This is a genomic window from Undibacterium sp. 5I1 (genome assembly GCF_034314085.1).
Classification (GTDB): Bacteria; Pseudomonadota; Gammaproteobacteria; order Burkholderiales; family Burkholderiaceae_D; genus Undibacterium.
Window position 1 is genome coordinate 3365988 of record NZ_JAVIWI010000001.1, and the last position, 26037, is coordinate 3392024.

14 protein-coding genes are annotated in these 26037 nt (G+C 48.9%); 9 read left to right on the top strand and 5 right to left on the bottom strand.

What is annotated here, in order from left to right; genetic code table 11:
• The first annotated feature begins 57 nt into the window (after nucleotides 1–57).
• Both metH and RGU72_RS14805 read left to right on the top strand, forming a co-directional pair.
• Nucleotides 58–3843, top strand: a complete 3786-nt coding sequence (gene metH, locus RGU72_RS14800) for a methionine synthase (protein ID WP_322120452.1) — start codon at nucleotides 58–60, stop codon at nucleotides 3841–3843.
• Nucleotides 3844–3930: 87 nt separating this feature from the next.
• Nucleotides 3931–4599 (top strand): hypothetical protein, encoded by a 669-nt coding sequence (locus RGU72_RS14805; RefSeq protein ID WP_322120453.1) that lies wholly within the window; start codon nucleotides 3931–3933, stop codon nucleotides 4597–4599.
• An 83-nt stretch (nucleotides 4600–4682) separates the two neighbouring features.
• Here RGU72_RS14805 and RGU72_RS14810 read toward each other — a convergent pair whose 3' ends face one another.
• A complete protein-coding gene (locus RGU72_RS14810; RefSeq protein WP_322120454.1) occupies nucleotides 4683–6155 on the bottom strand; it encodes a peptide MFS transporter in 1473 nt (490 codons plus the stop codon).
• Between the two features lie 478 nt (nucleotides 6156–6633).
• Here RGU72_RS14810 and RGU72_RS14815 point away from each other — a divergent pair, with 478 nt between their 5' ends.
• From RGU72_RS14815 to RGU72_RS14830, 4 genes are all read left to right on the top strand, one after another.
• Complete coding sequence (locus RGU72_RS14815; RefSeq protein WP_322120455.1) at nucleotides 6634–9126, top strand: alpha/beta hydrolase family protein; 2493 nt, start codon at nucleotides 6634–6636, stop codon at nucleotides 9124–9126.
• Between the two features lie 257 nt (nucleotides 9127–9383).
• Nucleotides 9384–9893: an ANTAR domain-containing response regulator gene (locus tag RGU72_RS14820; RefSeq protein ID WP_322120456.1), complete on the top strand. Its 510-nt coding sequence runs from the start codon at nucleotides 9384–9386 to the stop codon at nucleotides 9891–9893.
• Nucleotides 9894–10011: 118 nt separating this feature from the next.
• Nucleotides 10012–11388 carry a sensor histidine kinase gene (locus RGU72_RS14825; protein WP_322120457.1) on the top strand — a complete coding sequence of 459 codons (1377 nt, stop codon included), beginning with the start codon at nucleotides 10012–10014 and terminating at the stop codon, nucleotides 11386–11388.
• 71 nt (nucleotides 11389–11459) lie between these two features.
• Entirely contained in the window at nucleotides 11460–12218 is a 759-nt protein-coding gene (locus RGU72_RS14830; protein WP_322120458.1) for a LytTR family DNA-binding domain-containing protein, read from the top strand.
• A gap of 279 nt (nucleotides 12219–12497) precedes the next feature.
• Here RGU72_RS14830 and RGU72_RS14835 read toward each other — a convergent pair whose 3' ends face one another.
• From RGU72_RS14835 to RGU72_RS14845, 3 genes are all read right to left on the bottom strand, one after another.
• Complete coding sequence (locus tag RGU72_RS14835) at nucleotides 12498–14897, bottom strand: EAL and GGDEF domain-containing protein (protein ID WP_322120459.1); 2400 nt, start codon at nucleotides 14895–14897, stop codon at nucleotides 12498–12500.
• A 10-nt stretch (nucleotides 14898–14907) separates the two neighbouring features.
• Complete coding sequence (locus RGU72_RS14840; RefSeq protein WP_322120460.1) at nucleotides 14908–16200, bottom strand: HD-GYP domain-containing protein; 1293 nt, start codon at nucleotides 16198–16200, stop codon at nucleotides 14908–14910.
• Nucleotides 16201–16659: 459 nt separating this feature from the next.
• Entirely contained in the window at nucleotides 16660–18333 is a 1674-nt protein-coding gene (locus RGU72_RS14845) for an acid phosphatase (RefSeq protein ID WP_322120461.1), read from the bottom strand.
• A 491-nt stretch (nucleotides 18334–18824) separates the two neighbouring features.
• On the opposite strand from RGU72_RS14845, the gene RGU72_RS14850 reads away from it, so the two are divergent.
• Nucleotides 18825–20549, top strand: a complete 1725-nt coding sequence (locus RGU72_RS14850) for a methyl-accepting chemotaxis protein (protein WP_322120462.1) — start codon at nucleotides 18825–18827, stop codon at nucleotides 20547–20549.
• A 122-nt stretch (nucleotides 20550–20671) separates the two neighbouring features.
• Here RGU72_RS14850 and RGU72_RS14855 read toward each other — a convergent pair whose 3' ends face one another.
• Nucleotides 20672–23068: a DEAD/DEAH box helicase gene (locus tag RGU72_RS14855; protein WP_322120463.1), complete on the bottom strand. Its 2397-nt coding sequence runs from the start codon at nucleotides 23066–23068 to the stop codon at nucleotides 20672–20674.
• A 664-nt stretch (nucleotides 23069–23732) separates the two neighbouring features.
• On the opposite strand from RGU72_RS14855, the gene RGU72_RS14860 reads away from it, so the two are divergent.
• Nucleotides 23733–24110, top strand: coding sequence for a flagellar protein FlaG (locus RGU72_RS14860; RefSeq protein ID WP_322120464.1), 378 nt, complete (start codon nucleotides 23733–23735; stop codon nucleotides 24108–24110).
• A 376-nt stretch (nucleotides 24111–24486) separates the two neighbouring features.
• Entirely contained in the window at nucleotides 24487–26010 is a 1524-nt protein-coding gene (locus RGU72_RS14865; protein WP_322120465.1) for a pyridoxal phosphate-dependent decarboxylase family protein, read from the top strand.
• The last annotated feature ends 27 nt before the right edge of the window (nucleotides 26011–26037 follow it).

Consider the following 26037-nt stretch of genomic DNA (forward strand, 5'->3'; position numbering starts at 1 on the left):
CGCCTGCATTTTTTGTATGAGCTGATCGGGTTTTTTGTTTCATTAAGAGCATCTTCCATGACTACCGCAAAATCCACTCCCGCTACGAATCTCAACGCAAGTGCAACGACAGCTGTCAGCACAGAAGTACGTCTGCGCGCGTTGTTGAAAGAACGCATTCTGATTTTAGATGGTGCGATGGGGACGATGATTCAGCAATACAAATTGACTGAGGCGGATTACCGTGGAGAACGCTTTAAAGACTTCACGGGTCCGGAAGGTGTCAGAGAATTATTTGTCAAAGGCAATAACGAATTATTGTCACTTACCCAGCCGCATATTATTCAAGAAATTCACGAGCAATATCTCGCCGCCGGTGCCGATCTGATCGAGACCAATACCTTCGGCTCTACCACTGTCGCGCAAGATGATTACCACATGGCACATCTGGCTTACGAGATGAACGTTGCCGCCGCTAAAATTGCCCGTACTGCTTGCGCTAAATATTCAACCGCAGACAAGCCACGTTTTGTCGCAGGCGCCCTCGGCCCCACACCCAAGACGGCGTCGATCTCGCCAGATGTGAATGACCCTGCAGCGCGCAATGTGACCTTTGATCAGTTGGTTGCAGCTTATCTGGAACAAACCCGTGGTTTGGTCGCGGGTGGCGCAGATGTGCTGCTGGTTGAAACTATTTTTGATACCTTAAATTGCAAGGCCGCTTTATTTGCGATTGACCAGTATTTTGAAGAATCTGGTACCCGATTGCCGATCATGATTTCAGGCACTGTCACCGATGCATCAGGTCGTATTTTGTCCGGTCAAACCGTACCTGCGTTTTGGAACTCAGTACGCCATGCCAAGCCTTTAACGATAGGTTTGAACTGCGCATTAGGTGCGACCTTAATGCGCCCTTACGCCGAAGAGCTCTCTAAGATTGCAGACACTTTTGTGTGTATTTATCCCAACGCCGGTCTGCCCAATCCTATGAGTGACACCGGCTTTGACGAGCTACCTGCTGACACTTCTGCATTGCTAAAGGAATTTGCCGAGAGTGGCTTCATCAATATTGCTGGTGGCTGTTGCGGTACGACACCGCCACATATTAAAGCGATTGCAGAGTTGCTTAAGCCGATCACGCCGCGTCAAATCCCAGCAATTACCAACTGCATGCGGCTGTCTGGTCTGGAACCATTTACGATTGATCAGGATTCTCTGTTCGTCAACGTAGGTGAGCGCACCAACGTCACCGGATCAAAAGCATTTGCCCGTCTAATTCTGAACGAACAATACGACGAAGCCTTAGCGGTAGCGCGCCAACAAGTAGAAAACGGTGCGCAAGTCATCGACATCAATATGGACGAAGCGATGCTCGATTCGCTCGCGGCCATGACGCGCTTTTTAAACCTGATCGCCTCAGAACCGGATATTGCTCGCGTGCCTATCATGATCGACTCATCCAAATGGTCGGTGATTGAAGCAGGGCTGAAATGCGTCCAGGGCAAAGCCATCGTCAACTCGATTTCGATGAAAGAGGGCGAAGCCGAGTTTTTGCGACAAGCTACCTTATGTAAGCGATATGGTGCCGCCGTCATCGTCATGGCCTTTGATGAAAAAGGTCAGGCCGACACCTATGATCGCAAGATAGAAATCTGTGAACGTGCTTATCGGTTGTTAGTCGATACAATCGATTTTGATCCTTACGACATTATCTTTGACCCCAACATTTTTGCAGTCGCCACTGGTATTGAAGAGCACAATAATTACGCAGTCGATTTTATCAATGCGACGCGCTGGATACACCAAAATTTGCCCGGCGCCAAAATCAGTGGCGGTGTGTCCAATGTGAGTTTCTCTTTCCGCGGCAACGATCCGGCGCGTGAAGCGATTCATACCGTTTTCCTGTATCACGCAATCCAGGCAGGTATGACGATGGGTATCGTCAATGCAGGTATGGTTGGCGTATATAGCGAACTGGATGCTGAGTTGCGTGAGCGGGTAGAAGACGTGGTACTGAACCGTCGCGACGACTCGACCGAGCGCATGATTGAAATTGCAGCCACCCTCAAAGCAGGCGGCAAGAAAGAAGAAGCCACGCTGGAATGGCGTAGCGAGTCTGTAGAAAAACGCCTCTCGCATGCAATGGTGCACGGCATCACGCAATGGATAGTAGAAGATACGGAAGAAGCCCGTAAACAAATCATGGATGCTGGAGGACGACCAATTCAGGTGATCGAAGGTCCGTTGATGAGCGGCATGAATATCGTCGGCGACTTATTTGGCCAAGGCAAAATGTTTTTGCCACAGGTCGTTAAATCTGCCCGTGTTATGAAGCAAGCCGTTGCGCATTTAGTCCCGTATATTGAAGAAGAAAAAAAGCGGAGTGGCGACAACAAACCCCGCGGCAAAATTGTCATCGCCACCGTCAAAGGTGACGTCCACGACATTGGTAAAAATATCGTCACCGTGGTTTTGCAATGTAATAATTTTGAAGTCGTCAACATGGGCGTCATGGTGCCGTGCTCAGAAATTTTAGCTAAAGCCAAAGCAGAAAATGCCGACATCATCGGCCTCTCTGGCCTGATCACACCCTCACTGGAAGAGATGGCCTATGTCGCAAAAGAAATGCAACGCGACCCTCATTTCCGCATGCTAAAAATACCGCTGCTGATTGGCGGCGCAACCACCAGCCGCGCGCATACCGCAGTAAAAATTGCACCCAATTACGATGGCCCAGTGGTGTATGTGCCTGATGCTTCACGCTCAGTCTCGGTCGCGCAATCGCTGCTGACACCAGAGAGCCGCGATCAATATATGGACGATCTGGCTACCGATTACGAGCGTATTCGCGTACAGCACGCGAACAAAAAAGCTACGCCGATGGTCACGTTAAAACAAGCACGCGCCAATAAAATGAAGCTCAATTTTGTTGGTGCTAATGCGCCTGTCAAGCCGAAGTTTATTGGTCGCCGTATTTTTAAAAATTATGATCTGGCGACGATTGCGCAGTACATTGATTGGGGTCCGTTCTTCCAGACTTGGGATTTGGCAGGACCGTTCCCCGCAATTCTGACAGATGAAGTCGTAGGCGAAGCGGCCACCAAAGTATTTGCCGAAGGTCAGGCGATGTTGAAGAAAATCATCGATGGTCGCTGGCTGAGTGCTAATGGCGTGATCGCGCTGCTCCCTGCCAACACAGTGAATGATGACGACATCGAAATTTATACCGACGACAGCCGTACCCAAGTCGCACTGACTTACTACGGCACTCGTCAGCAAACAGAAAAACCTATCATCGATGGTGTGCAACGTCCTAACCAATGTCTGTCCGATTTTATTGCACCGAAGGACAGTGGTATTGCAGACTATATCGGCATGTTTGCCGTCACCGCTGGTTTGGGTATTGAGAAGTATGAAAAACGTTTTGAAGACGCCCATGACGACTACAGCAGCATTATGCTGAAGTCCTTGGCAGACCGTCTGGCAGAAGCCTTTGCTGAACATCTGCATGAACGTGTACGTAAAGATTTATGGGGCTATGCCAGTGATGAATCTTTATCCAATGCCGAGCTGATTAAAGAAACCTATAAAGGTATACGTCCGGCACCAGGTTATCCGGCCTGCCCTGAACATACAGTCAAAACTGAGATGTTCCGACAAATGCAATGCGAAGAAATCGATATGTATATCACCGAATCTTGGGCGATGATTCCGGGTGCGGCGGTATCCGGTTTTTACTTTGCACATCCAGAATCTAAATATTTTAATGTCGGTAAGATTGCGGATGACCAAGTACTGGATATGGCTGCGCGCCGTGGTGTGACGAAGGATGAAGTTGAACGATGGTTAGCGCCTAATCTGTGACGAGTTTTGTTTGTAAGATGATGTACACGATATAGCCAATGTAAATCCAAGCTTGTATGCGCTTTAGGCTTTTTAGGAATCCTTACGATGTTGATGAGTCGCCCGTCTTTACCGTATATCACGCTGCAAAAGGGAACCGACTTCTGGATACTCGATAATGCCTTGCCTGATCCAGATGCAGTACGCCAGCGGATTTTAACGCGCCATGACTGGCAATTGGGCTTCCCCCACACCAAAGAAACCTGGCCAGGTAAGCGTGTGCATGACGCGTTAACAGCAGAGGAAATGGCACCAATAGAGCAATGGGTTAAAACGGTGACGGGTAAAGATAAGATTTGGGTGACCACCGCACCGGATGGGCAAAAGCTGGATCACAATGTTGGGCAAATGGTCGGAGCGACTGAGAGCGGTGCACGGCCTCATACCGATAGTCGCGTCTTTTGCAGATACGCCGCCGTCATTTATCTGACACCGAATGCGCCCGAGGATGCAGGTACCAGCATATTCCGTCTACGTTATCCCGATGGCACTTTAAGCGGGAATATTTGCCCTCCACCACATCGCAATTTACTCGATGCGCTCAAGGTACGCTTTTTACCGCCACAAGCCTGGCAAGAAGATTGTCGCCTGAAAAATATTTATAACCGCATGGTCTTATACAAAGCCAATCTGGTGCACAGCGCGACTGCTTACTTTGGTAGTGAGGACAATGATAAGCGACTGACGACCGTATTTTTTTGGATGGCAGAGGATTAAAATTTTCGACCAGAATTTCAACTAATACAGTCATAAAAAAACCTCGTCACAGCGAGGTTTTTTTTATAGGTCATAACTAACAATCAACCTTTACCGTGCATTAATTTTTTCAATAACGGTGTAATTAATAATAAGACTATACCCGCGCCAATTGAGCTGGCTACTAAGAAGGAATACAAAGGGAAACCAGTATTTTTCAACAGCTCTTCCATGACACCCGCCAGGTAATTAGCAACTGCGTTAGCCAGATACCAAACGCCCATCATCATCGCGCCGACACGAGCAGGAGCAAGTTTAGTTACCATCGATAATCCCACTGGGGACAAGCACAACTCTCCTAAGGTGTGCAATGTGAACACCGCAACCAGCCACAAAGGACCAACTTGTCCAACGCGGTCAGCTTCGCTTTGTGCTATCGCCAGTACGACAAACCCCAAACCTAAAATGATCATACCAATCGCCATTTTCGCCGGTGTTGGAATCGCAAAACGAGATTGTCCAAGCTTGAACCATATTGCAGCAATAAAAGGCCCCATTAAAACAATGCCCAGAGGATTAATTGCCTGAAAATACGACGCTGGAATTTCCCAACCTAACAAGTGGCGATCCGTTTGTTTGTCAGCAAACAAGCTCATGGTTCCACCTGCTTGCTCAAAACCCATCCAGAAGAAGACCACAAAAAATCCCATGATCAAGATCGCAAAAATACGTTGCCATTCTTCTTTGTTTAAAGGCTCCTGAGTTTTCGCTTTGCCCGACAATTTGTTGCTAAACCACAGCCCGGCAATAATCGCTATAACAACCAATAATTTTGCTATCGCTGGCAAGCTATTCCAAACCGGACCAATCGCAGACCAAACCGCTAAAATCGCGAATACCAAAGGCACCATACCGCAAGCGATTAAAAGAATATGCATCCAATCAGCTTTATCTAAACGGGTTTTGTTACCGATGAAGCCAGCAGTTCCTAACTTGTCCTGACCATAAACAAACTGGGCTAAACCCAGACACATACCTACGCCAGCCGCTGCAAAACCATAATGCCAACCTACTTTTTCGCCCAAAGTACCTGCGATCAAGGGCGCTAAAAACGCACCGGTGTTTACACCCATATAAAAGAAAGTAAAACCACCATCACGGCGAGGATCATTTTCACGATACAAAGAACCGAGCAAGGTACCAATATTTGGTTTGAAGAAGCCATTACCAATAATTAATAAACCCAATGCCAGATGAAGCAAGGCGGGGAAAGCCATTGCAAAATGCCCGAGCGCCATCGTAAAGCCGCCAATCAAAATTGCTTTGCGGCGACCCAAATATCGATCTGCAAGATACCCGCCAATCAGCGGAGAAAGGTAAACCAAACCTGTATAAGTCGCATAGACAGCTAGTGCATCTGCTCTGCTATAGCCAACTGAATTTACCAAATAAATGACGAGCAAAGCGCGCATACCGTAGTAACTAAAACGTTCCCACATTTCCGTCAAAAACAGCATAGGTAGCGCAGCTGGTTGGCGTTCTTTTGCCACAGCGTCCGCAGTGATACTTGTTGTCAAGGTTTTCTCCTGGTTGTATCCATCAATATCTCCTCGTGGGAGTTTGCTTATTTTTTAAGCGAATTGTGTCAATTCGGCGGCTAGCTTACCATGTGCCTAGTCTGGCAAAGTCTGGCTAATGCCAGAACCGATATTTGTTTGCTGAAATTGCAGATAGACATTATTTTTTTCGGTATTTTGTATAAATCAATTCGTCTGGCGTTGTTTTATGTGTCATTTCTGTTTTGGTCAACTGTCAGCGCTAGACGCTTAATGGCGCGCTATTTGCGACGCTCTTTGATGTCACTATTACTTCAGCAGCGGTCATTTTCTTAAGATGCTATCAATCTCTGAGATTGCATAGCGATAGGGCTGACGGCATAATCAATCGCCATTGATCACAACAGAAAAAATCTACAGACAATTTCCTGACTGATTTTTTTGTTCTCGCCTCCTTTGTACGATCTTTTTTTAATCAGTCGTTTTATTAAAGGGCATCATGCGTACTACACCGATAAAAATCCTTGCTTCGCTGATGAGTCTGACTATGATGTCTGCTGTCAGCGCTGCCGAAAGTCCTGCCGTGAACAATACTTATCAAATGCCTGCGGCTGAATTGCAAGCTGTAGTCGACGCCCCGCGTGGACCATCTCTCCAAATGGGGCCGCAGCGTAAAGTGGCCTTGCTGGTGAGTTTGCCTGGTTTGCCATCTATCGCCGATGTGGCGCAACCCGAGCTTAAGCTGGCAGGTTTGCGTATTAACAGCAAAATGCGTGCTGCCAGCCGGTTTGAATTTGGTGACGGTATGTCGCTGCTTGACGTAGCGACGGGCAAAACCCGCAGCGTCACTGGCTTGCCTGCTAATCCGCGGATTGCGGATACTGCCTGGTCAGCAGACGAACGCTGGATTGCCTTTAGCCGCTGGAGCGATAGTGGTGTAGAACTGTGGTTGCTGGATGTAGAAAAAGCCAGCGCGCATCGCCTGATCAAAGAACCTTTAAATGCGGTTGCAGGTGGTGGTTTTACTTGGCTAAGTGGTTTGTCCTCGTTGACACCAAATACGCCGCAAAAACTGCTAGTGCGGGTCAATCCGTCCAAGCAAGCTGCAGCACCTGTAGCACCCACTGCGCCAACGGGGCCAAATGTGCAAGAAAGTCTGGGCGGTAAGGTCACACAAAACCGGACTTATCCCGACATGTTGAAATCTCCAGCCGACGCCGATATGCTGGATTGGCAATTGCAAAGCCAGCTCGCTATCGTCACGACCAAAGGCGAGCTGCAACGCATCGGCGTCGCCACGACTTTGCTAGCCGCGCAACCATCACCCGATGGTAAATACATCTTGGCGACGCAATTGCGCCGTCCGTATTCCAATATGTTGCCGATTTCCCGCTTTCCGCAATTGGTAGAAATGTGGGACATGCAAGGCAAGAAGCTAAAAACGATGACGGAGCGTCCATTGCGTGACCGTCTGCCGCCGGGCAATGATGCAGTAGCAACCGGACCACGCAGCTATGGCTGGCGTAGTGATCAACCTGCGACGTTATATTGGGCGGAAGCGCAAGATGATGGTGATCCGAATAAAGAGGCTGCAGTACGCGATACGGTTTTTCAGCAAGCGGCACCATTCGACGGGACAAATCCTGAAAGCGCTCCAAAAAAATTACTAGATCTTGCAAGCCGTTTTGCCGATGTGGAATGGGGGCGCGATGATCTGGCGCTGGTCACCGAATATTGGTGGAAGACCCGCGATGTCCACGTCTGGCGCGTCCAGCCAGGACAGACAGAGCAAACAAAACCTGAGCTGATCTTCTCGTACAAATCCGAAGACCGTTATGCCGACCCTGGTAATCCGTCCAAGCGCATTAACGATTTTGGCCGCTCGGTCTTACGCACTGCAGCTGATGGCAACACTTTATTCTTGCTGGGTACCGGGGCAAGCCCTGAAGGCGATCGTCCCTTCCTCGATACCTTTGATTTAACGACGAAGAAAACCACTCGCTTATGGCGCTCTGCCGCACCGTTTTATGAACAAGTGCTGACCGTATTAGATGACGCTGGCAAACATCTAATTACTAGCCGCGAAAGCGCCGACGAGCGGCCAAATTTTTATCTGCGCGATCTGAGTACGACTGCCGAACCACGCGCATTGACGCAGTTTCCGCACCCGACACCACAATTTAAAGGGGTGCAAAAACAGCAGATCAACTACAAGCGCGCCGATGGCGTGGCATTGTCGGCAACGCTGTATTTACCGCCTGGCTACGATCCTAAGCGCGATGGTCCGCGACCAATGCTGATGTGGGCATATCCGGAGGAATTTAAATCTGCGGCAGCGGCGGGGCAGGTCAAGGATTCTCCTTACAAGTTCAACCGGATTAGCTATTGGGGGCCGCAGGTCATGCTGGCACGCGGCTACACCGTGCTGGATCATCCTGCGATGCCGATTGTCGGCGAAGGCAAACAAGAGCCGAACGATACCTATCTGCCGCAACTGAAAATGGATGCCGAAGCCGCGGTAGATGAAGTTGTACGTCTGGGTGTGGCAGATCGTAGCAAAATTGCGATTGGCGGCCATAGTTACGGTGCATTTATGACCGCGAATTTGCTGGCGCATACCCGACTGTTCCGCGCTGGGATTGCGCGTTCTGGTGCTTATAACCGCAGCCTGACGCCATTTGGCTTCCAATCCGAAGACCGCAATTTCTGGGATGCGAAAGAGGTCTATCAGGCGATGGCACCATTTAATTTTGCAGACCAGATCAAAGACCCTATTCTGTTTATCCATGGCGAGCAGGACAATAATCCGGGTACATTCCCGATACAAAGTGAGCGCATGTATCAGGCATTGCAAGGTCTGGGCGCAGTGGCTAAATTGGTGACGCTGCCAAACGAGAGCCACGCTTATCGCGCCCGCGAATCGATTTTGCAAATGTTATATGAGCAGGATCAATGGCTGGATAAGTATGTGAAGAATGCCAAGTCCAATTAAGCCCACGCTCGGGAGCTACTAAAAATGCTTTAACCGAGATGCAGTTCCAGGCAAAATATAGCAATATCGGGGGAGTATCTATAATTTATAGTCGATTGTCCAAACAAAGTATGGACGATAGGGCTTAGAATTATGGTACTCCCATCTAGTATACAGAAGAAATATTTGACGGCAATATATCAACAATATTCTCTTGGCACAAAGCAGAGGTTTTCATTTATGCTACTTCTACTCCCTCATCTAAGCTAAAACTCTTTATGTTAAAAGCCGTCATCCTCGATAACCAGGCAGTTGCGCGTAACTTGCTCAGCTCCGTATTGACCACTGGCGGCCACGAAATCGTGGGGGACGGCAATACCAGTCCGGCGGTGTTAGCGCGGATAGTCAAACTCAAACCGCAAATCGTCTGCGTTGATATTGGCGAAACCAATCAAGAGGGCTTAACTCTGCTCGATACCTTGCGCTCAGAATTACCAAAAGCTTTAATTTTTCTGGTATCGGCAAAAATTGATGCGCCGACCTTGCAAGCAGCGCAAGAACGCGGCGTGCAAGGCTTTATTGTGAAGCCATTTAACTCAGTCGCGGTATTGGCATCGATCCGCAACACGATTATCAGGATCGCTAAGCAACAAGCTAGCAAGCCAACTGATGCTGCTGTCGATATTGCTTCCGATACTGCGTCCAACGCTGCTTCTGACGCCGTTACTAGTTCTGTTACTAGTCCTGTTCGTAATGCGGACTCTCAAGATAGTGCAAAAAAGGGATAGCACCTGTCGCGTTCGTCACAGCCCAGGATTAACTCATCCGGCTGAAACCCGTTTTGTCGCATTCTTCCCCATTTTTCTGGGTTAACCTTACAGTGCAGTCACTACGTAAGGATCTGCCATGACACCAACTCCATCCGCTTTACATCAGCGACAAATAGACCAACCGCTGCCGTCAGAAGTCTCGCTGCAAAGTGATACCTGGTTGACCCGCGCCCGTAACTATCCGGTTTTTTCCCGCACCTGGTACCGTTACCGCATGCAAGCTTGCTTCGGCGTGTTAATCCCCACCTTACTGTTTTGCGCTCTGATTGGCTTAATGATCAATTCAGATATGCGCAAGTTTTTAACAGCCGCAATACCGATTACGATTAGTTTTTTTAGCTTGCATCTGGTCGGTACTTTAGCCGCGGTCTGGGTCAGGCAACGCAACTACCGAGAGAGAAAAGAGGTAGTCCTATTAATTCTTGCCTTGTTGTTGGGCGCTGCTTTCAGCTACGGCGTCTTTAATGGCACACGCTACGCGACAAAATATGTTGCCTATGGCGATGGAAACATCACCATTTACCTCGATGCCAACGCAAAAATAGATACCGACAAAGAGCATCCTAAAAATAAACCTGCAAGTACATCTTCTGCTTTTTCTGCTGGCGTAAGCGATGGTGCGGCGGCTGGTGCGGCTGGTGCAACTACTGGCAAACCAAAAGATAGCAGCGATCGGATCAGCAATTCATCCACCATCATGGCTGGCGATATTGTGGGAAATTTAACCGCGGCTGGTTTTCTGATTTACGCAGGCGGCGGCGTTGATCTGTGGCTGTTCTTCCGCCAGCGCAAACGTCTGGTTGAAGCCTTGCGTTTGCAAGAACTGCGGCGCGAGCAAGAGGCACGTCGCGAGGCGGAGTTGCGCCTATCGGTTTTGGTAGCGCAAGTGGAACCGCACTTTTTGTTTAATACACTGGCCGGCGTGCGTTCAGCGATTCTGACGGAACCCGGCAGAGCCACCGCAATTGTGGATCATCTAGTCGATTATTTACGGGCGACTATTCCACAAATGCGTAACGACGGCAGCGCTGAGCAGGCACGCTTATCCAAACAACTAGAAGCCGTGCGGGCTTATCTGTCTTTGATGCAGGCGCGGATTCCACGCCTGAGTTTTTCGGTGGAGTCGGATGTGGTCGATGCTGCCTTACCGCCGCTGATGTTGATCTCTCTGGTCGAAAACGCGATCAAACACGGCATAGAGCCAAAGATAGGGCCAGCACATATTACGGTTACCGCAAAAGTGATAGCGCATGAGGATGACAAAGAATATTTAGAATTGTCCGTGGCCGATAACGGCGTCGGTTTTGGTGGCACCACATCGGGCAGCGGCATTGGTCTGGCCAATATTCAGGAGCGTTTGCAATCCATGTACGGCAAGCACGCCAGTCTCACACTCAAAGCTGGCCCCGAAGGCGGCGTGATCGCCAGTATTGTTTTACCTTTGTCCGCATAAGTTCTGACTATTCGCTGCACTCGACATCTCAACATCTCGCCATCATTCTATAGACGACTACGACTACGATTATGACCACCACCGCCATCATTGCCGACGACGAAGATTTACCCCGGAAAGAATTACACCGCATGCTGGCCGACCAGTGGCCAGAGTTGCGTATTCTTGCCGAATGCGAGCATGGCGCCGATGCGCTGGAAGCAATACAAGAGCATGCACCCGATATCGCATTCTTGGATATCCGTATGCCGGGCTTGAGCGGCCTCGATGTTGCCAACGCCGTCAAAGGGCGCTGCCATGCGGTGTTCACCACCGCATACGATAACCATGCCTTAGAAGCATTCTCAGCAGGTGCGATTGATTATTTGCTCAAGCCGATTTCACAATTGCGGTTACAAGAAGCGATTGATCGTTTAAAGCAGCGCTTCTCCAGCAAGCAAGCCATCCCCGATGTCAGCCAGTTGATGCTCGAGCTCGACAAACGCTTACGCACACCGGCTGCAGAACGGATACGCTGGATCAGCGCCAGCGTTGGCGATACGATCAAGATGTTCCCGGTGGAAAAAATTCTGTTCTTTAGTTCAGATGAAAAATACACCCGCGTGGTCAGCAGTGAGGACGAGGCGCATGTCCGTAAATCTCTTAAAGAAATCATCGACGGTCTAGACCCGGAATTATTCTGGCAGATTCATCGCAGCATCGTCATCCGCGCCGATGCCATCACCCGAGCACACCGTGACGAAATGGGCAAATTTACTGTGGAACTGCGCGGTTCCAAAGAGAAGCTCAAGGTCAGTCAAGCCTATGCATGGCGTTTTAAAGCGATGTGATTTTTTTACCTGGCCTTGCTAAATTTCGCTTAATTTTTCTGAACGCGACTAAAACTATAAGATTGTTTGGCGTATTTGATATACAACGTAATGTCAATACTCCTGATGAGTATTAATCCATTGTCTATAGAAAGTCTGGACGATACGGCGTATTTTATGAAAAATAGGAGGAGTATATTGATTAGTAAAGTGCGCCATGCACACCGTTTACCCTGTGCAGCACACTTGTCGACGTCGCGGTGCAGATGGCGTACCACTACCAGTTATACATCGCCAAGCTCAATTCCGCAAATACTTGGCCTCAAAATCATGTGAGGATAAGGCTGGCGAATATAAATAACCTTGTAGCTCATCGCAGTTCATAGTTTGTAAGAAATTGCGCTGATCTTCGGTTTCTACGCCTTCTGCGATCACTCTCAGTCTAAGCGCATGGGCTAGACTAATGATGGCGGTGACGATCGCGACATCGCTCTCGTCGTCCGGTAAATGCATGACAAATGAGCGGTCGATTTTGAGCTTGTTGATCGGAAAACGCTTCAGATAACTGAGACTGGAGTAGCCCGTACCAAAATCATCAATCGCCATCTTCACACCCAAATCAGCCAAAGACTGGAGCTTGACCAAGGCTTCTTCTGCATCCCGGATTAAGATCGATTCGGTCAGTTCCAGTTCTATCCGGTCCGGTGGCAAACCGGCTTCGTCCAGGATTCTTGCGACGTTTTCTACAAAATCACTTTGCTGGAATTGTAGCGCCGATACATTGACAGAAATCCGCATCTGCTGGTCGCCCAGGTTCCATAAAGCAGCTTGTTTAACGGCGGTGGTCAGCACCCAATTACCGATTGCAACGATGACGCCGGTTTCTTCTGCAATAGGAATAAACTGCGCCGGACTGACTTCGCCCAAGTCTTTATCATGCCAACGGATCAGTGCCTCCGCACCAAAGATTTTGCCGCTGTCCAGATTAACCAGGGGCTGGTAATACAGACGGAAAGTCTGGTGCTCTAGGGCCTGACGCATCGCATGATCGATTTTCATGCGGGACAGCAAACCGATGTTCATTTGCCGCTGATAAAAACGAAAATCCGAGCGCCCTCTTTCCTTCACATGGTACATGGCGCTGTCGGCGTTTTTGATCAGATCATCCATGTTGGTGCCATCATCAGGATATAGCGCGATGCCGATGCTGCAAGTGACGGAAAAATTCATCCCGTCCAGTGTGAACGGCGCGCTGAGCTCCTCCAGCACACGCCTGGCACAAATTTCTGCACCATTCGCGTCTGCCTGATGCAGCAGTAGCACAAACTCATCCCCACCAAGCCGCGACGCGGTGTCTACCTGGCGTATACATTTTTTCAGTCGCTCAGTCACATCGATCAAAACCCGGTCACCAAAGGGGTGCCCGAGCGAATCATTGATTTGTTTGAAGTGATCCAGATCCAAAAACAACAGCGCAAATGTACCGTTATTGCGGCTGGCTAGAGTGATCGATTGTTTGATGCGCTCTGCCAATAACAGACGATTGGGCAAACCCGTTAAGACATCCGAAAACGCTAACTCTTCTATGCGCTGTTTGGCAGTGTGAGTCTCGGTCCTGTCTTTGAAGAAGCCGATGTAATGCATGGTCGCGCCGCTCTCGTCTTGTACTCTGACCAGAGAGATCATACATAAATAGGCATGACCATTTTTACGGCGATTCCACAATTCACCCTCCCAAAACCCTTTGGTTTCCAGATTTTCTAATAATTGTTCGACTAAAACGGTATTGGTCTCTTCAGCAAAAAAATCACTCGGCGTTTTGCCTATCATCTCTTGTTCTGAGTAGCTGGTAAGCTGCTCAAAACTCGGGTTGGTCGTGATAATTTTTTGGTCGCTGTCAGTGATAAAAATCGCGTCAGTACTAGATTCAAACACTTTGGCCGCGAGTTGTAAGCGTGCCTCATCTGCCAGTCTTTGGGTAATGTCGCGGTAGGAATACACCCGGCCAATTGCGCGACCACGCGCATATTGCGGCAGAGTCACGCGCTCTAATATTTTGCCAGAACGCAGCACCAGCACGTCGGTCGCTTCCATCAATGGCGAGCGGTTGATGGCACCCAGTCGCTCGCCATAATGACTGGCATCAACCATGCATTTATCCAGCCAAGCATAAATTGCATTGTCATCACGCTGAGTCAATAGTTCTTCCGGCAGACTCCAGAGTTTGGCAAATAAATGATTGTAGCTGCGGATGCCGCCATCAAGATCTGTTACCAGAATACCGTCGGCGGTAGATTCTAATGTGGCACGCAATTCAGCGATGAGTTTTTCTAACTCGTTTTCTACCTGACGCTGATTGGTATGGTCACGGATTGCGACTACATAGATGGTGATATCCAGGCCGATATGCACTAAGCTTACCCGGCGCTCAACTTGCACCGTACTGCCGTCAGGGCGCTGCAATAAGGTTTCAGAAAATATATTGTCTGACAAGCCTGCGGCGGCGTCTTCCCAAAAGAATAAATCCTCTGGTGCAGCGGCCAGTTCTACCACTGGTTTGTCAATCAGGCTGCCGGTCTCTAAATGCAGTAGAGCGTGCGCCGAACGGTTGGCTGCGAGTATGCGTAACTGAATCGGATCGACCAATAAAACGGCCTCTAACATGCCTTCGATCAAGGCTTGCCACTGATGCGTTTTCATGACGCCGCTCTCATGATTCTGCACCTGCTTCCTCGAGCTCACGACCACGCTCAAAAAAGTAACATAGTCGTTTGCGTGGCGACAAATAATCGTAAGCGGCCTTAGGTAGTTGTAAGGGCTTGAGGCTGCGATGGATGCCCAGTTTTTTTTCTTTATCTAAATTAATCACTAAAGCATCGTCACGCGGGATCTCAGGATTATGGATCACCACCCGTGGCTTGATCGGACGCGCTGAATTGACCGACACGACCAGCGCAAAACGATCATCCGTCAACTGCACGACGGAGCCGGGCGGGTAGATACCCATCATGCGGATAAACGCGGTTAAAGTCGGGGCATGAAATTGGAATTTATTTTGAGTAAAAATATGCGAAAGCGCCTCATGCGGCGTAATCGCCAGCGCCGGATTGCCAGGGTTGCATAAATTATCGTAACGATTGACCAGCGCGACAATCCGCGCCAGTGGCGATATTTTGTCGGCAAGAATATGGCTAGGGTAACCGCTGCCATCCGCGAACTCATGATGTTGCGCGATTAATAGCGTCGCGTTAGTAGATAAACCTAATTTGCGACCGATTGTCACTCCATGTAGTACATGGTCTTGATATAACTGGCGTTCGGCATGGGTAAAATGATCCTCCGGCCAGCGCAGGCGGTCTGGTAATTCCATCTTGCCGATATCATGCAGTAGCGCACCAATGCCCAGCTCCAGCATGTCGGCTTTATCCAGATGCAAAGCCTTGCCTAACAACAGCGAGATGATGGTCACATTGATAGAATGCAGCGAGGTTCTTTCGCCCGCTTTTTCTGACAATAGCCGGATTGCCGCTTCGCCTTCACCCAGCACTTCACCCAGAAAACTACGCACCAGAGCCTCAGTATGTTCTCGCGCAAGATGGGGCTGCGCGTGGATAGTATCGGTGACATGTTTAAAAGTTTGCGATGCCTGTAAAAACTGTCGCTCACAGGCAACCAGACTGGATTGTTGGTTAGCGAGCAGATCACGCCTTTTACGGCTTTTGGCTAGCTTGCTGGAATCGGCTAACTCTTTGGCGCTAGGTTCTGGCGTTATTAGCTGATCGCTATGTGCGGTTTGAGGCAAACGTGGCTCGGGCGTACTTTTGGTAGGGGCATAACGAATGCGTTCCAGACCCAAGGAATGCAAAGTGGCAATTTGTTCATTACTCCGGATCTCAAAACTACTGACCGGAAAAGGGTGATCCATCCATCCAATATCGAGATAAACAAACATCCCGATTTTTAGTTCGGACAGGTCAATAAATTGTGTATGAATGTCAGTCATAAAGCGCCTCGCTAAATACCTTGATTCATGAGCTGTTTTTGTATAAATAATACTAGTAACACGGCATTTCTTAAAAATCCATCTTTTTCAACGTTTGTGTTAAGGAAACACAAAAAAGCAAAATACTTGTAGTTTTATTAGCAATAAAACTTTTCCAAGTGGAAAACAAATGAGTTCAAAGGCGTAAAGTAAAAAAACGATTTCGCCCACGTTCTGCGCCCCGGCATCATACATTTTTTGCCTGCACATCAGTCATCATTGAACTTACTCAGTCCCCTCATTATCAGCAACAATGTGCTCGTATGGCGCATTAATATATCCAAAATAAATTATATACTCATAGTGTGTATATTTTAAGTGCCCATATATTTACTGAATATTATGGAATTTTCTATAAAAATAATGGGGAGTATATAGAAACGATCTACTATTTAATCGCAAAAAAATCTCTGGGCACGCTTAGACAAAGCTAAGTGCGCCGGTTAAATCACCCGGTGGCAATGCGCCTCGCTCTGCAAACGCAATATTGCGTAGCTTCAAGCCTTCCAGCAAAGGCAAGTCATGCAAGCGCGTGATAAACCTCAGGATGGATGTCGTATCATAAAAGCTGTGATCAACATTTGCCTTCTTCACATAAGGTGAAACCAAGATCGCCGGAATGCGGGAACCTGGCCCCCAGCGATCACCTTTGGGTGGTGCGACGTGATCCCACCAGCCGCCGTTTTCATCAAAAGTAATGACTACCAGCATGTCTTTCCATTGCGGACTTTTTTTCAGATGCTCGATGACATTGGCAACATGCTGATCACCGGATTCAATATCCGAGTAACCCGCATGCATATTGAGATTACCTTGCGGTTTATAGAAAGTGACAGCAGGCAGTTTTCCGGCAATCACGTCGGCTAAAAATTTATTAGAAATGGGACTATCGCCTAAGCCACCGTCGCGCAGATGTTCTGCCCGTGAAGCGCTTCCCGGTGCGAATTGTTTAAAGTAATTGAATGGCTGATGGTGGTATTGGAAATTAGGTTTTTCTCCACCACCTTTATACTCCAGCGCAACTTGCCATGCGCCACCGTACCAGGCCCAGCTAACGCCTTTTTGTGACAGCAAATCACCAATGGTATTGTAAGTTTGTGGCGGCAAAGTACTCGGGTCTTGCGGATCAGCCACCGCCGTGTCACCGCCTGGCGCGGGTTTGATATAGCTAGGCTGGTACGGCGGCGCCATGGTGTTCACCGCGTAGCCGTCTGGCGTAATCGCACCATCGTTGACAAACTTTGGCCTGCCGTTTAAGGCGGACGCGGGACTATCTTTGTCCACCGCCAATCTGCTGCCGGTAATGCCATCTTCGGTGACGGCGATCTTCTTTTTGGCAGGCGTGTTGGGCGCATCAAAATATTCTGGGGTGCGACCAGAAATTAAGAATTGGTGGTTTAAATAAGAGCCACCAAATGCCGCCATAAAGAAGTTGTCGCACAAGGTATATTGCTGGGCGATTTTCCAGAGATCGAGATTTTTATGGGTCTCGCCATAATGTCCCATCGTCAAGCCGCCAGAATCTGCCCAGGCAACAAACTGGTCGTTTTTACCGCCATTGATTTGCATCTGGTTTTGGTAAAACAAATGCCACAGGTCGCGGGTGATCACTGATTCTGGCAGAGGTAAACCCTCCGCATCTTTTAAAGGGAATGGCGCGTTCGGCAAGCCGCTGATTTTGTCTTCTGCGATCAGGTATTGCTTGCCGCCCAGATTTTGCCCCCGCTGCACCATGCCACCCCAGACCTTGGGCAAACTTGGCAAAATCGAGCCGTCTCTGTCCTTTTGCGTAAAAGTCGCAGCAGGGACATCGGACAAAGCCTGACGTACCCCAGGGAAATTACCAAACAAATTATTGAAGCTACGATTCTCCAGATAAATCACGACCACATTTTTGATATGCGCCTTGAGTTTGGTATCCAGGGAACCTGCCACGATCCTGGTCGTTTTTTTGGTCACTGCATCGGCCATCATCGGAAGGCTGCCAACGACACCCGCCGCGGCCGCACCTTGCAATAAGCGCCGACGAGAAGGATCGGTGGGAAGATCGGTATGATCGGTCGCGGTCGCAGTTGAGGCGGGTTTGTCTGACATTTCTATTCCTGAGATTGATCGGTCAATGTTGTTGCAAAAATGAACTGAGAATGGTGTAGCGCTGAAGGCAGCAGGTGAAGAAAATTCTATGCAGCAATATAGCATTTTAGGATGATCAACGCAGCGATGTAAGCTGGCGAAATAAGTGATATCGGCTTATATAAATTGGTAGTGTTAGCAGGTTTTTGTTTGTCTAAACGCTGCGATTATATGAATTCCAACTATGCGATGACTGCGAGTAATGCACACACGATGGCTCACCAGATAATCGTTACCATTTATTACATAATAACCGTTAAATATTGCTGCTTACACCTAGGTTGCATTTTGGTATTAAGGCACACTGATTTGTAAGCGCCAGCTTGTTTTTACTTGCCTGGCGGTCACAATCATTTATATGATTGGACTAACGGGACTCTGCTATAACTAGATAAATCACAACCACAATCACCACCACCGCACTCAGATTTTTTATAGACATGGAGAAGAGCATGACGTTTTCAAATTTAAAAGTAGGTGCCCGGTTGGGACTAGGTTTTGGTTTGGTACTGTTGTTGCTCGCCATACTCACGATGGTAGGTTTGTCGCGTTTGTCCAGCTTGAATGACGATATCAACGCCACCAACGAGGAGCGTTTGCCGAAATTAATGACGGCGAATAATTGGATTTTCCGTTTGATGGAAACCGCGCGTCATACCCGCAATATGCTGATCCTTGAGGGACAAGACAAAATTAAGGTAGAAGTCGATGCCGTCATGGATGACAAGCGGGCGCGTAAAGAATATCTGGATCAATTGCAAAAAACTGTCACCGCCACGGATGAGAAGGCGATGCTGCAAACCGTGATCGAGACCCGTTTAGCTTATGTCCCGTCCGAGGATGACTTCTTAAAGCTAGTCAGCGCGGGCGATACCGCAGGAGCTAAAGAACTACTGTTAAAAAGCATGCGACCAGCGCAGGTAGCATATGTCGTCGCACTACAAAAATTTGTTGAATTTGAAAATAACAGCGTCATCAAAGCAGGCAAACAATCTATTGAGGATTATAAAAGTGGTCGCACGCTGATTATCAGTCTAGGCATACTCGCCTTGTTGTTAGGCGTTGCAGGCGCATGGTTTATTACCGTTAGTATTACCCGTCCACTGGCGGAAGCGGTGGGCATTGCCAAGCTGATTTCATCGAATGATCTGACGGGTCGTATAGATGTCGTTACGAAAGACGAAACAGGCCAACTACTACAAGCTTTAAAAGAAATGAATGCCAGCTTACAAAATATTGTCGGTCAGGTGCGGGCAGGTACAGAGTCGATTGCGACTGGCTCCAGCCAAATCGCATCGGGCAATCTGGATTTGTCTTCGCGCACAGAGCAGCAAGCCAGTTCGCTGGAAGAAACCGCATCTTCGATGGAAGAATTGACCTCGACCGTTAAACAAAATAGCGACAACGCAAGGCAAGCCAACGTGCTGGCCGTATCTGCCTCTGACGTGGCGGTGAAAGGGGGCGAGGTGGTGGCGAAAGTCGTTTCAACGATGGGGTCCATCAATGACTCCGCCAAGAAAATTGTCGACATCATCGGCGTGATTGACAGTATCGCTTTTCAGACGAATATTCTGGCCTTAAATGCCGCGGTGGAAGCCGCCAGAGCCGGCGAACAAGGGCGCGGCTTTGCGGTCGTCGCCAGCGAGGTGCGCAACCTGGCACAACGCTCAGCTGGTGCCGCTAAAGAAATCAAAACCTTGATCGGTGATTCCGTCGAGAAGATAGAAACCGGCAGCGTCCTGGTTAGTCAAGCCGGTACCACTATGGACGAGATCGTCGCCAGTGTTAAGCGGGTCACAGATATCATGGGCGAGATCACCTCCGCGGGGCAAGAGCAAGAGAGTGGTATTCAGCAGATCAACCAGGCCATCACTGAGATGGATACCGTTACCCAACAAAACGCGTCATTAGTAGAAGAAGCGGCGGCCGCAGCCGAAGCACTTCAAGATCAAGCTAGCAGTCTGGCGCAACTGGTGAGTGTGTTTAAACTGGACGGCATGCAAGCACAAAATACCAAACCCAAACTGGCTAACGTAGTACCAGCGAAAGCAGTGACAAGAGCGGCAACTCTAGCACCGAAGAAAGCATCGAATGTCACCAAGATCAGCAACCCTGCGAAAACCCGACAAGTCGCAAAAGAGCCCGCTGGCAAGGCAGATGATTGGGAAGAATTTTAACTTGATGTAGAGAATTTCAGAAACTGCGAGAATAGACCAAAGGCTAACGCGGCTCTTACTGAGTCTCGTTAGCTTTTTTTATAGGCATTAGAAGCGCGATTACTGTTTTTTACCGGAAGAATTTAGGCGAATTTCCCCGGCTTGCGTGGTGATTTGGGCGGTGCTTTGCCGCCATCTGCTACGCGTCTAGGGGCTGCACTTGATGACTTAAAAGCAGACTTAGATTCGGGTTTGGATTCAGATTTAAATCCTGACTTCGCAGCAGGTTTGTCTGCCGCATAAGCAGTTTTCTTTGCTGCCGGTTTTGGAAAAGTCTCTGGTCCGTCACCGCTTGCTTCGCTGATGTCTAACTGCTTGCCTGCGACCCACACAGTTTTCAGATGCTTTAAGATTTCTTTCGGCATGCCTTGTGGTAAATCGATCAGGCTGTAACTATCAAAAATATCGATACGACCGATCAGTTTGGCTTCTACCCCAGATTCATTGGCGATGGCACCGACGATATTGCTCGGTGTGACTGCATGCTCACGACCGACTTCAATACGATAGCTTTGCACGGGTAATTGCACTTTGGCCGGACGATCTTTTTTGGATTTGGCTGGACGATCCGCGGCATCACCAAAACGCTCGGCAAGATTCTCTTCTTTCTTGTCGGCATAGGCTGCGCGCTCGACGGCAGCGGTGAGTTTGCTGTCGGGTGTTGCGCGTGGCTTAGTTGGTTTTTCATACGCTGGTTTTTCGTATGCTGCATTTGCGCTGTTGCCACTATTACCGCCAACACCACGATCAGCACTGATGCGTAATTGCTGACCTGCGACGCGAACCGATTTTAAATGGTCTAACAAATCTTTCGGTAAATCTTCTGGCAAATCCAAGACACTGTAATCGTCATAGATTTCAATACGTCCGATATGTTTAGAATCGATATTCGCTTCGTTGGCAATCGCACCGACGATATTGCCGGGCTTTACGCCATGCGCATGGCCGACCTCAATACGGAAGGTTTTCATACCAGCATCGGCCGGACGTTCTACACGTTCTCTTGGCGCGAAACTTGGGCGTGCCGCTCTGTCGTTGCGGTCACCCCGGTCGCCTCTATCGCCTCTGTCGCCTCTGTCACCACGATCACTACGCTCAAATTGATTGGTGCGGCTTGCGCGTTCGTTGTTCCAGGTATCGTCGCTGGCTGGGCGCTTATTCTTATCGAGTAAAAGCGGTTCGTTACCACGAGCCATTTTTGCCAGCGCCGCTGCAATTTCTATCGCGGGGACATTATTTTCACGCTCGTAGTCTTCAATCACGGATTGGAATAAAGCCAAATCGCCGGAGGCCAGAGTCAGACTGATTTGTTCTTTAAAACGAGCAATCCGCACATCATTCACCGCCTGGATAGTCGGCAACTCTAATGGTGAAATTAACTGGCGGGTAGAACGCTCTATCGATTTCAACAAACCTTTTTCACGCGGGGTGATGAACAAAATTGCCTCACCGCTACGGCCTGCGCGACCAGTACGACCAATACGGTGGGTATAGCTTTCCGGATCATGTGGCACGTCGTAATTAATCACATGACTAATACGCTCTACGTCCAGACCACGGGCGGCAACGTCGGTGGCAACCAGGATATCGATCTTGCCATCTTTGAGTTGTTGAATCGTGCGTTCGCGTTGCTGTTGTTGTACGTCACCGTTGATTGCGGCAACCGAGAAGCCTCTTGCCTCCAGCTTGCTTGCCAATTCTTCCGTACCCAATTTGGTGCGCGAAAAAATGATCATGCCGTCAAAGGTTTCTGCCTCCAAAATACGGGTCAAGGCATCCAGCTTGTGCATGCCGCTAACCAGCCAATAGCGTTGGCGGATATTGTCGGCGGTACCGGTTTTTGCGGCGACGGTAATCTCTGCCGGATTGTCCAGATAAGTTTGGGCAATGCGCTTAATCGCGGATGGCATCGTGGCAGAGAATAAGGCCGTCTGACGAGTTTCTGGTGTCTCTTGCAAAATACGTTCTACGTCATCAATAAAACCCATGCGTAACATCTCATCGGCCTCATCCAATACCAAAGTTTTAAGCTTGGATAAATCCAGCGATCCCTTATCCAGATGATCAATCACGCGACCAGGTGTGCCAACTACCACATGCACGCCACGACGCAATGCGGACAATTGCGGGCCATAACTCTGGCCGCCATAAATTGGCAAGACATGGAAACCCGGAATATGCGTGGCATAACGCTGGAAGGCTTCTGCCACCTGAATCGCTAATTCGCGGGTCGGTGCCAGCACCAAAGCTTGTGGCGTCGTTTGCTTGATATCAATGCGCGACAAAATCGGCAACGCAAACGCTGCGGTTTTACCCGTACCTGTCTGTGCCTGACCCAATACATCACGATTTGCCAGCAGCGGCGGAATCGTCGCAGCCTGGATCGGTGATGGGGATTCGTAACCGACATCTTTTAAAGCGCGTAACAGCGGTTCGCTTAGATGCAAATCAGAAAATAAGGGGATTGGGGTATCGGACATAGTGCTCTCAGTTCTTATCAGGGCTAGCTCCGCGAATGCGCAGCCATATGAGGCGTAGTTTACTCTTTTGTGAGAGCGGCGGGGCTGAGTTTGTGTGGATGAGGGAGTATGGCTTGAATTGGTTTGAATTGATTTAAATAGATTTAGCCGATCAGATGGTCAACCAGTATGAGCAAATGTCAGCAAACATGACAAAAGTGCATGCACCTCTATTCTGCTACTGCAGCGTTTCCGTAACGCTGCTTTACGCTGGTGATTACACCAGAAATACTACTTGAACTCCTCCCTAAATTAATACTCCCCTTTTGTATATTTAAGTTGTCCATACATTTACAAGCACGTAAGCCGATTTTTTAAAAAATGACGGGGAGTATATTCATATCAGCATGGTAATCGATTTGTAAAATCACAAAATCAGATTGCAAACCCGAAAACTAGCACGCTAGATTCTGCACGGCATCGCTGAGTAGACAATATTTTGCTTAGACCTAAAAATAAGCTCAACTTTTCGGAAAACTGACCGATAAACCTAGTAATCCCTCATTCCATCCTAAGCTAGAAAATTGCGTTTTGTAGGGACGAAGTTGCATTGATGTAGCAAATGAAGTGGCGCATACAGCGGCACAAATCAGGTTTGTAGTATTTATTTAGTATTGGAAATGATATGAGTATCAGTCAAATAACAGGTAGCGGCAACGCCGTCTCCAGTGCGCCTGTGCCAGTGCTACAAACCGTTGCACCTGCTGCAAAATCTGCAAATGCCACGACTGTCGCCGCGACCAGCAGCACCGACAATCAAGCCGCCTCCACCGCGCCGGTCAGTAACGCGGAGCTGAAAAAATCGGTTGATGCGATTAATAACTTTATCAACTCTGACAATAGTGTCAATTTCAGTATTGATAATGACTCTGGAAAAGTCGTCATCAAGATCGTTGATTCTCAAACCAACACGGTATTACGACAAATTCCGTCAGTAGAAGTATTGGCAGTGGCAAAAGATCTGGCTAAATTGCAGGGACTCTTAATCAACGATAAAGCGTAAACCAGCGCTAAACATCCGCCCCCTCACAAACGCTAGGATCAACGCTAGCACCAACGCAAGCCTAAACCTTGTCGGCTAAACCTACAACACGAAACCGCCTACACTAAACAGCCTGCCACGCGCAGGCTGGTTCAAAAGCTGATTTGCACCTGGCAACAACTCTCCCACCATCCTCTTCTGCCGTATTTTCTGTTGATTTTTGATTTGAGCTTAGAAAAAGCACTTATTCTTTGCTTGGACTTTTCTATTTTGATTGATAATTAAATCTAGATTTCCATTGGAACAGCGCATGCCGTCTAAGTTTTTGCGAACTGGTAGCAGCCTAATGGAAAATCTGAGTTAAAACTAAGTTCCGACCTCACAACTGAGAAAAAGCATGCAAAAGATGTCTGCAGATTCGCTTGATCTACCCGATTCGCTTGACCCTGCTGATCCGCTTGCGTGGCAAGAATTCCGTTCGCAAGCGCACCGCATGCTGGACGATATTTTGGGTTATGCAGAGCACATCCGCGATCGCCCGGTCTGGCAGCCAATTCCAGCAGCGACGCGTGAGCAGTTTCGGCAAAACTTGCCGGTGCATGGCAGCGAACTGACCGATGTACACCAAACGTTTATGCAAAATGTACTGCCCTATGCAGTGGGCAATACGCATCCCGGCTTTATGGGTTGGGTACATGGTGGTGGCACACCGGTAGGAACGGTAGCAGAAATGTTAGCCGCCGGCCTTAACGCCAATCTCGGTGGCCGCGACCAGATACCGCTGGAAGTAGAACGCCAGGTTGTGCAGTGGATGCGCGAATTATTCAGCTTCCCAGATACCGCCAGCGGCTTATTTGTCACTGGTACCTCAATGGCAAATTTGATTGCGGTGCTCGTCGCCAGAACTGGTGTACTGGGCACGGAGATTCGTCATACGGGCATCGCTGCCAGCCCGAAACGTCTGGTTGCCTACACGTCTGCAGGGGCGCATGGTTGCATCGCGCAAGCCATGGATTTGTCTGGTCTTGGCATGAACGCTTTGCGACAAATACCGATGAACGCCGATTTTCAATGTGATATTGCCGCGCTAAAAACCGCCATTGCAGCTGATCGCCAGGCCGGATTCACTCCGTTTTTTATTGCTGGTACTGCAGGTACCGTCGATGTTGGTGCGGTGGATGATTTAGTAGCACTGGCCGATCTCGCACAAAGCGAAAATCTTTGGTTCCACGTCGATGGTGCCTATGGTGCGCTGGCGATGTTGGCCCCCGATATTGCTCCGCGATTGACGGGAATACAGCGCGCAGATTCGATCGCATTTGATTTCCACAAGTGGGGGCAAGTGCCGTATGACGCCGGTTTTATTCTGGTGCGTGACGGTGCGGCGCACTACGATACCTTCGCCACGCCAGCCAGTTATTTGCGACGCGAAGCCAAAGGCATGGCGGCAGGTTCGCCCTGGCCTTGTGATTTTGGTCCTGATTTATCACGTGGATTCAGGGCACTTAAAACCTGGTTCACGATTCAAGTGTACGGCGCAGAGCGACTAGGTCAGGTGATTTCTACCACCTGTAAATTAGCGCAGTATATGCGGCAGCAGATAGAAGCCAAGCCGGGGCTAGAACTACTAGCCCCGGTGTCGTTGAATATTGTTTGTTTTCGCTACCACGGTGCTAAGCTTGATCTCGATGTGGCAGACGGAAGTAATACCGACAAAAGTAATATTGATCAGATTAATGCGAAGATTGTCGTTGCCATCCAGGAGTCCGGCATTGCAGCGCCTTCCACCACCATCATCAACGGCCAACTGGCCATCCGCGCAGCGATTGTTAATCATCGCACTCGTGAAATAGATGTCGATGCACTCATCACAGCAGCGATACGGTTTGGTAACTCACTTGCAGCATCTAACGCGAATTAATACCACTAAATACTCTCTAATTTTGAA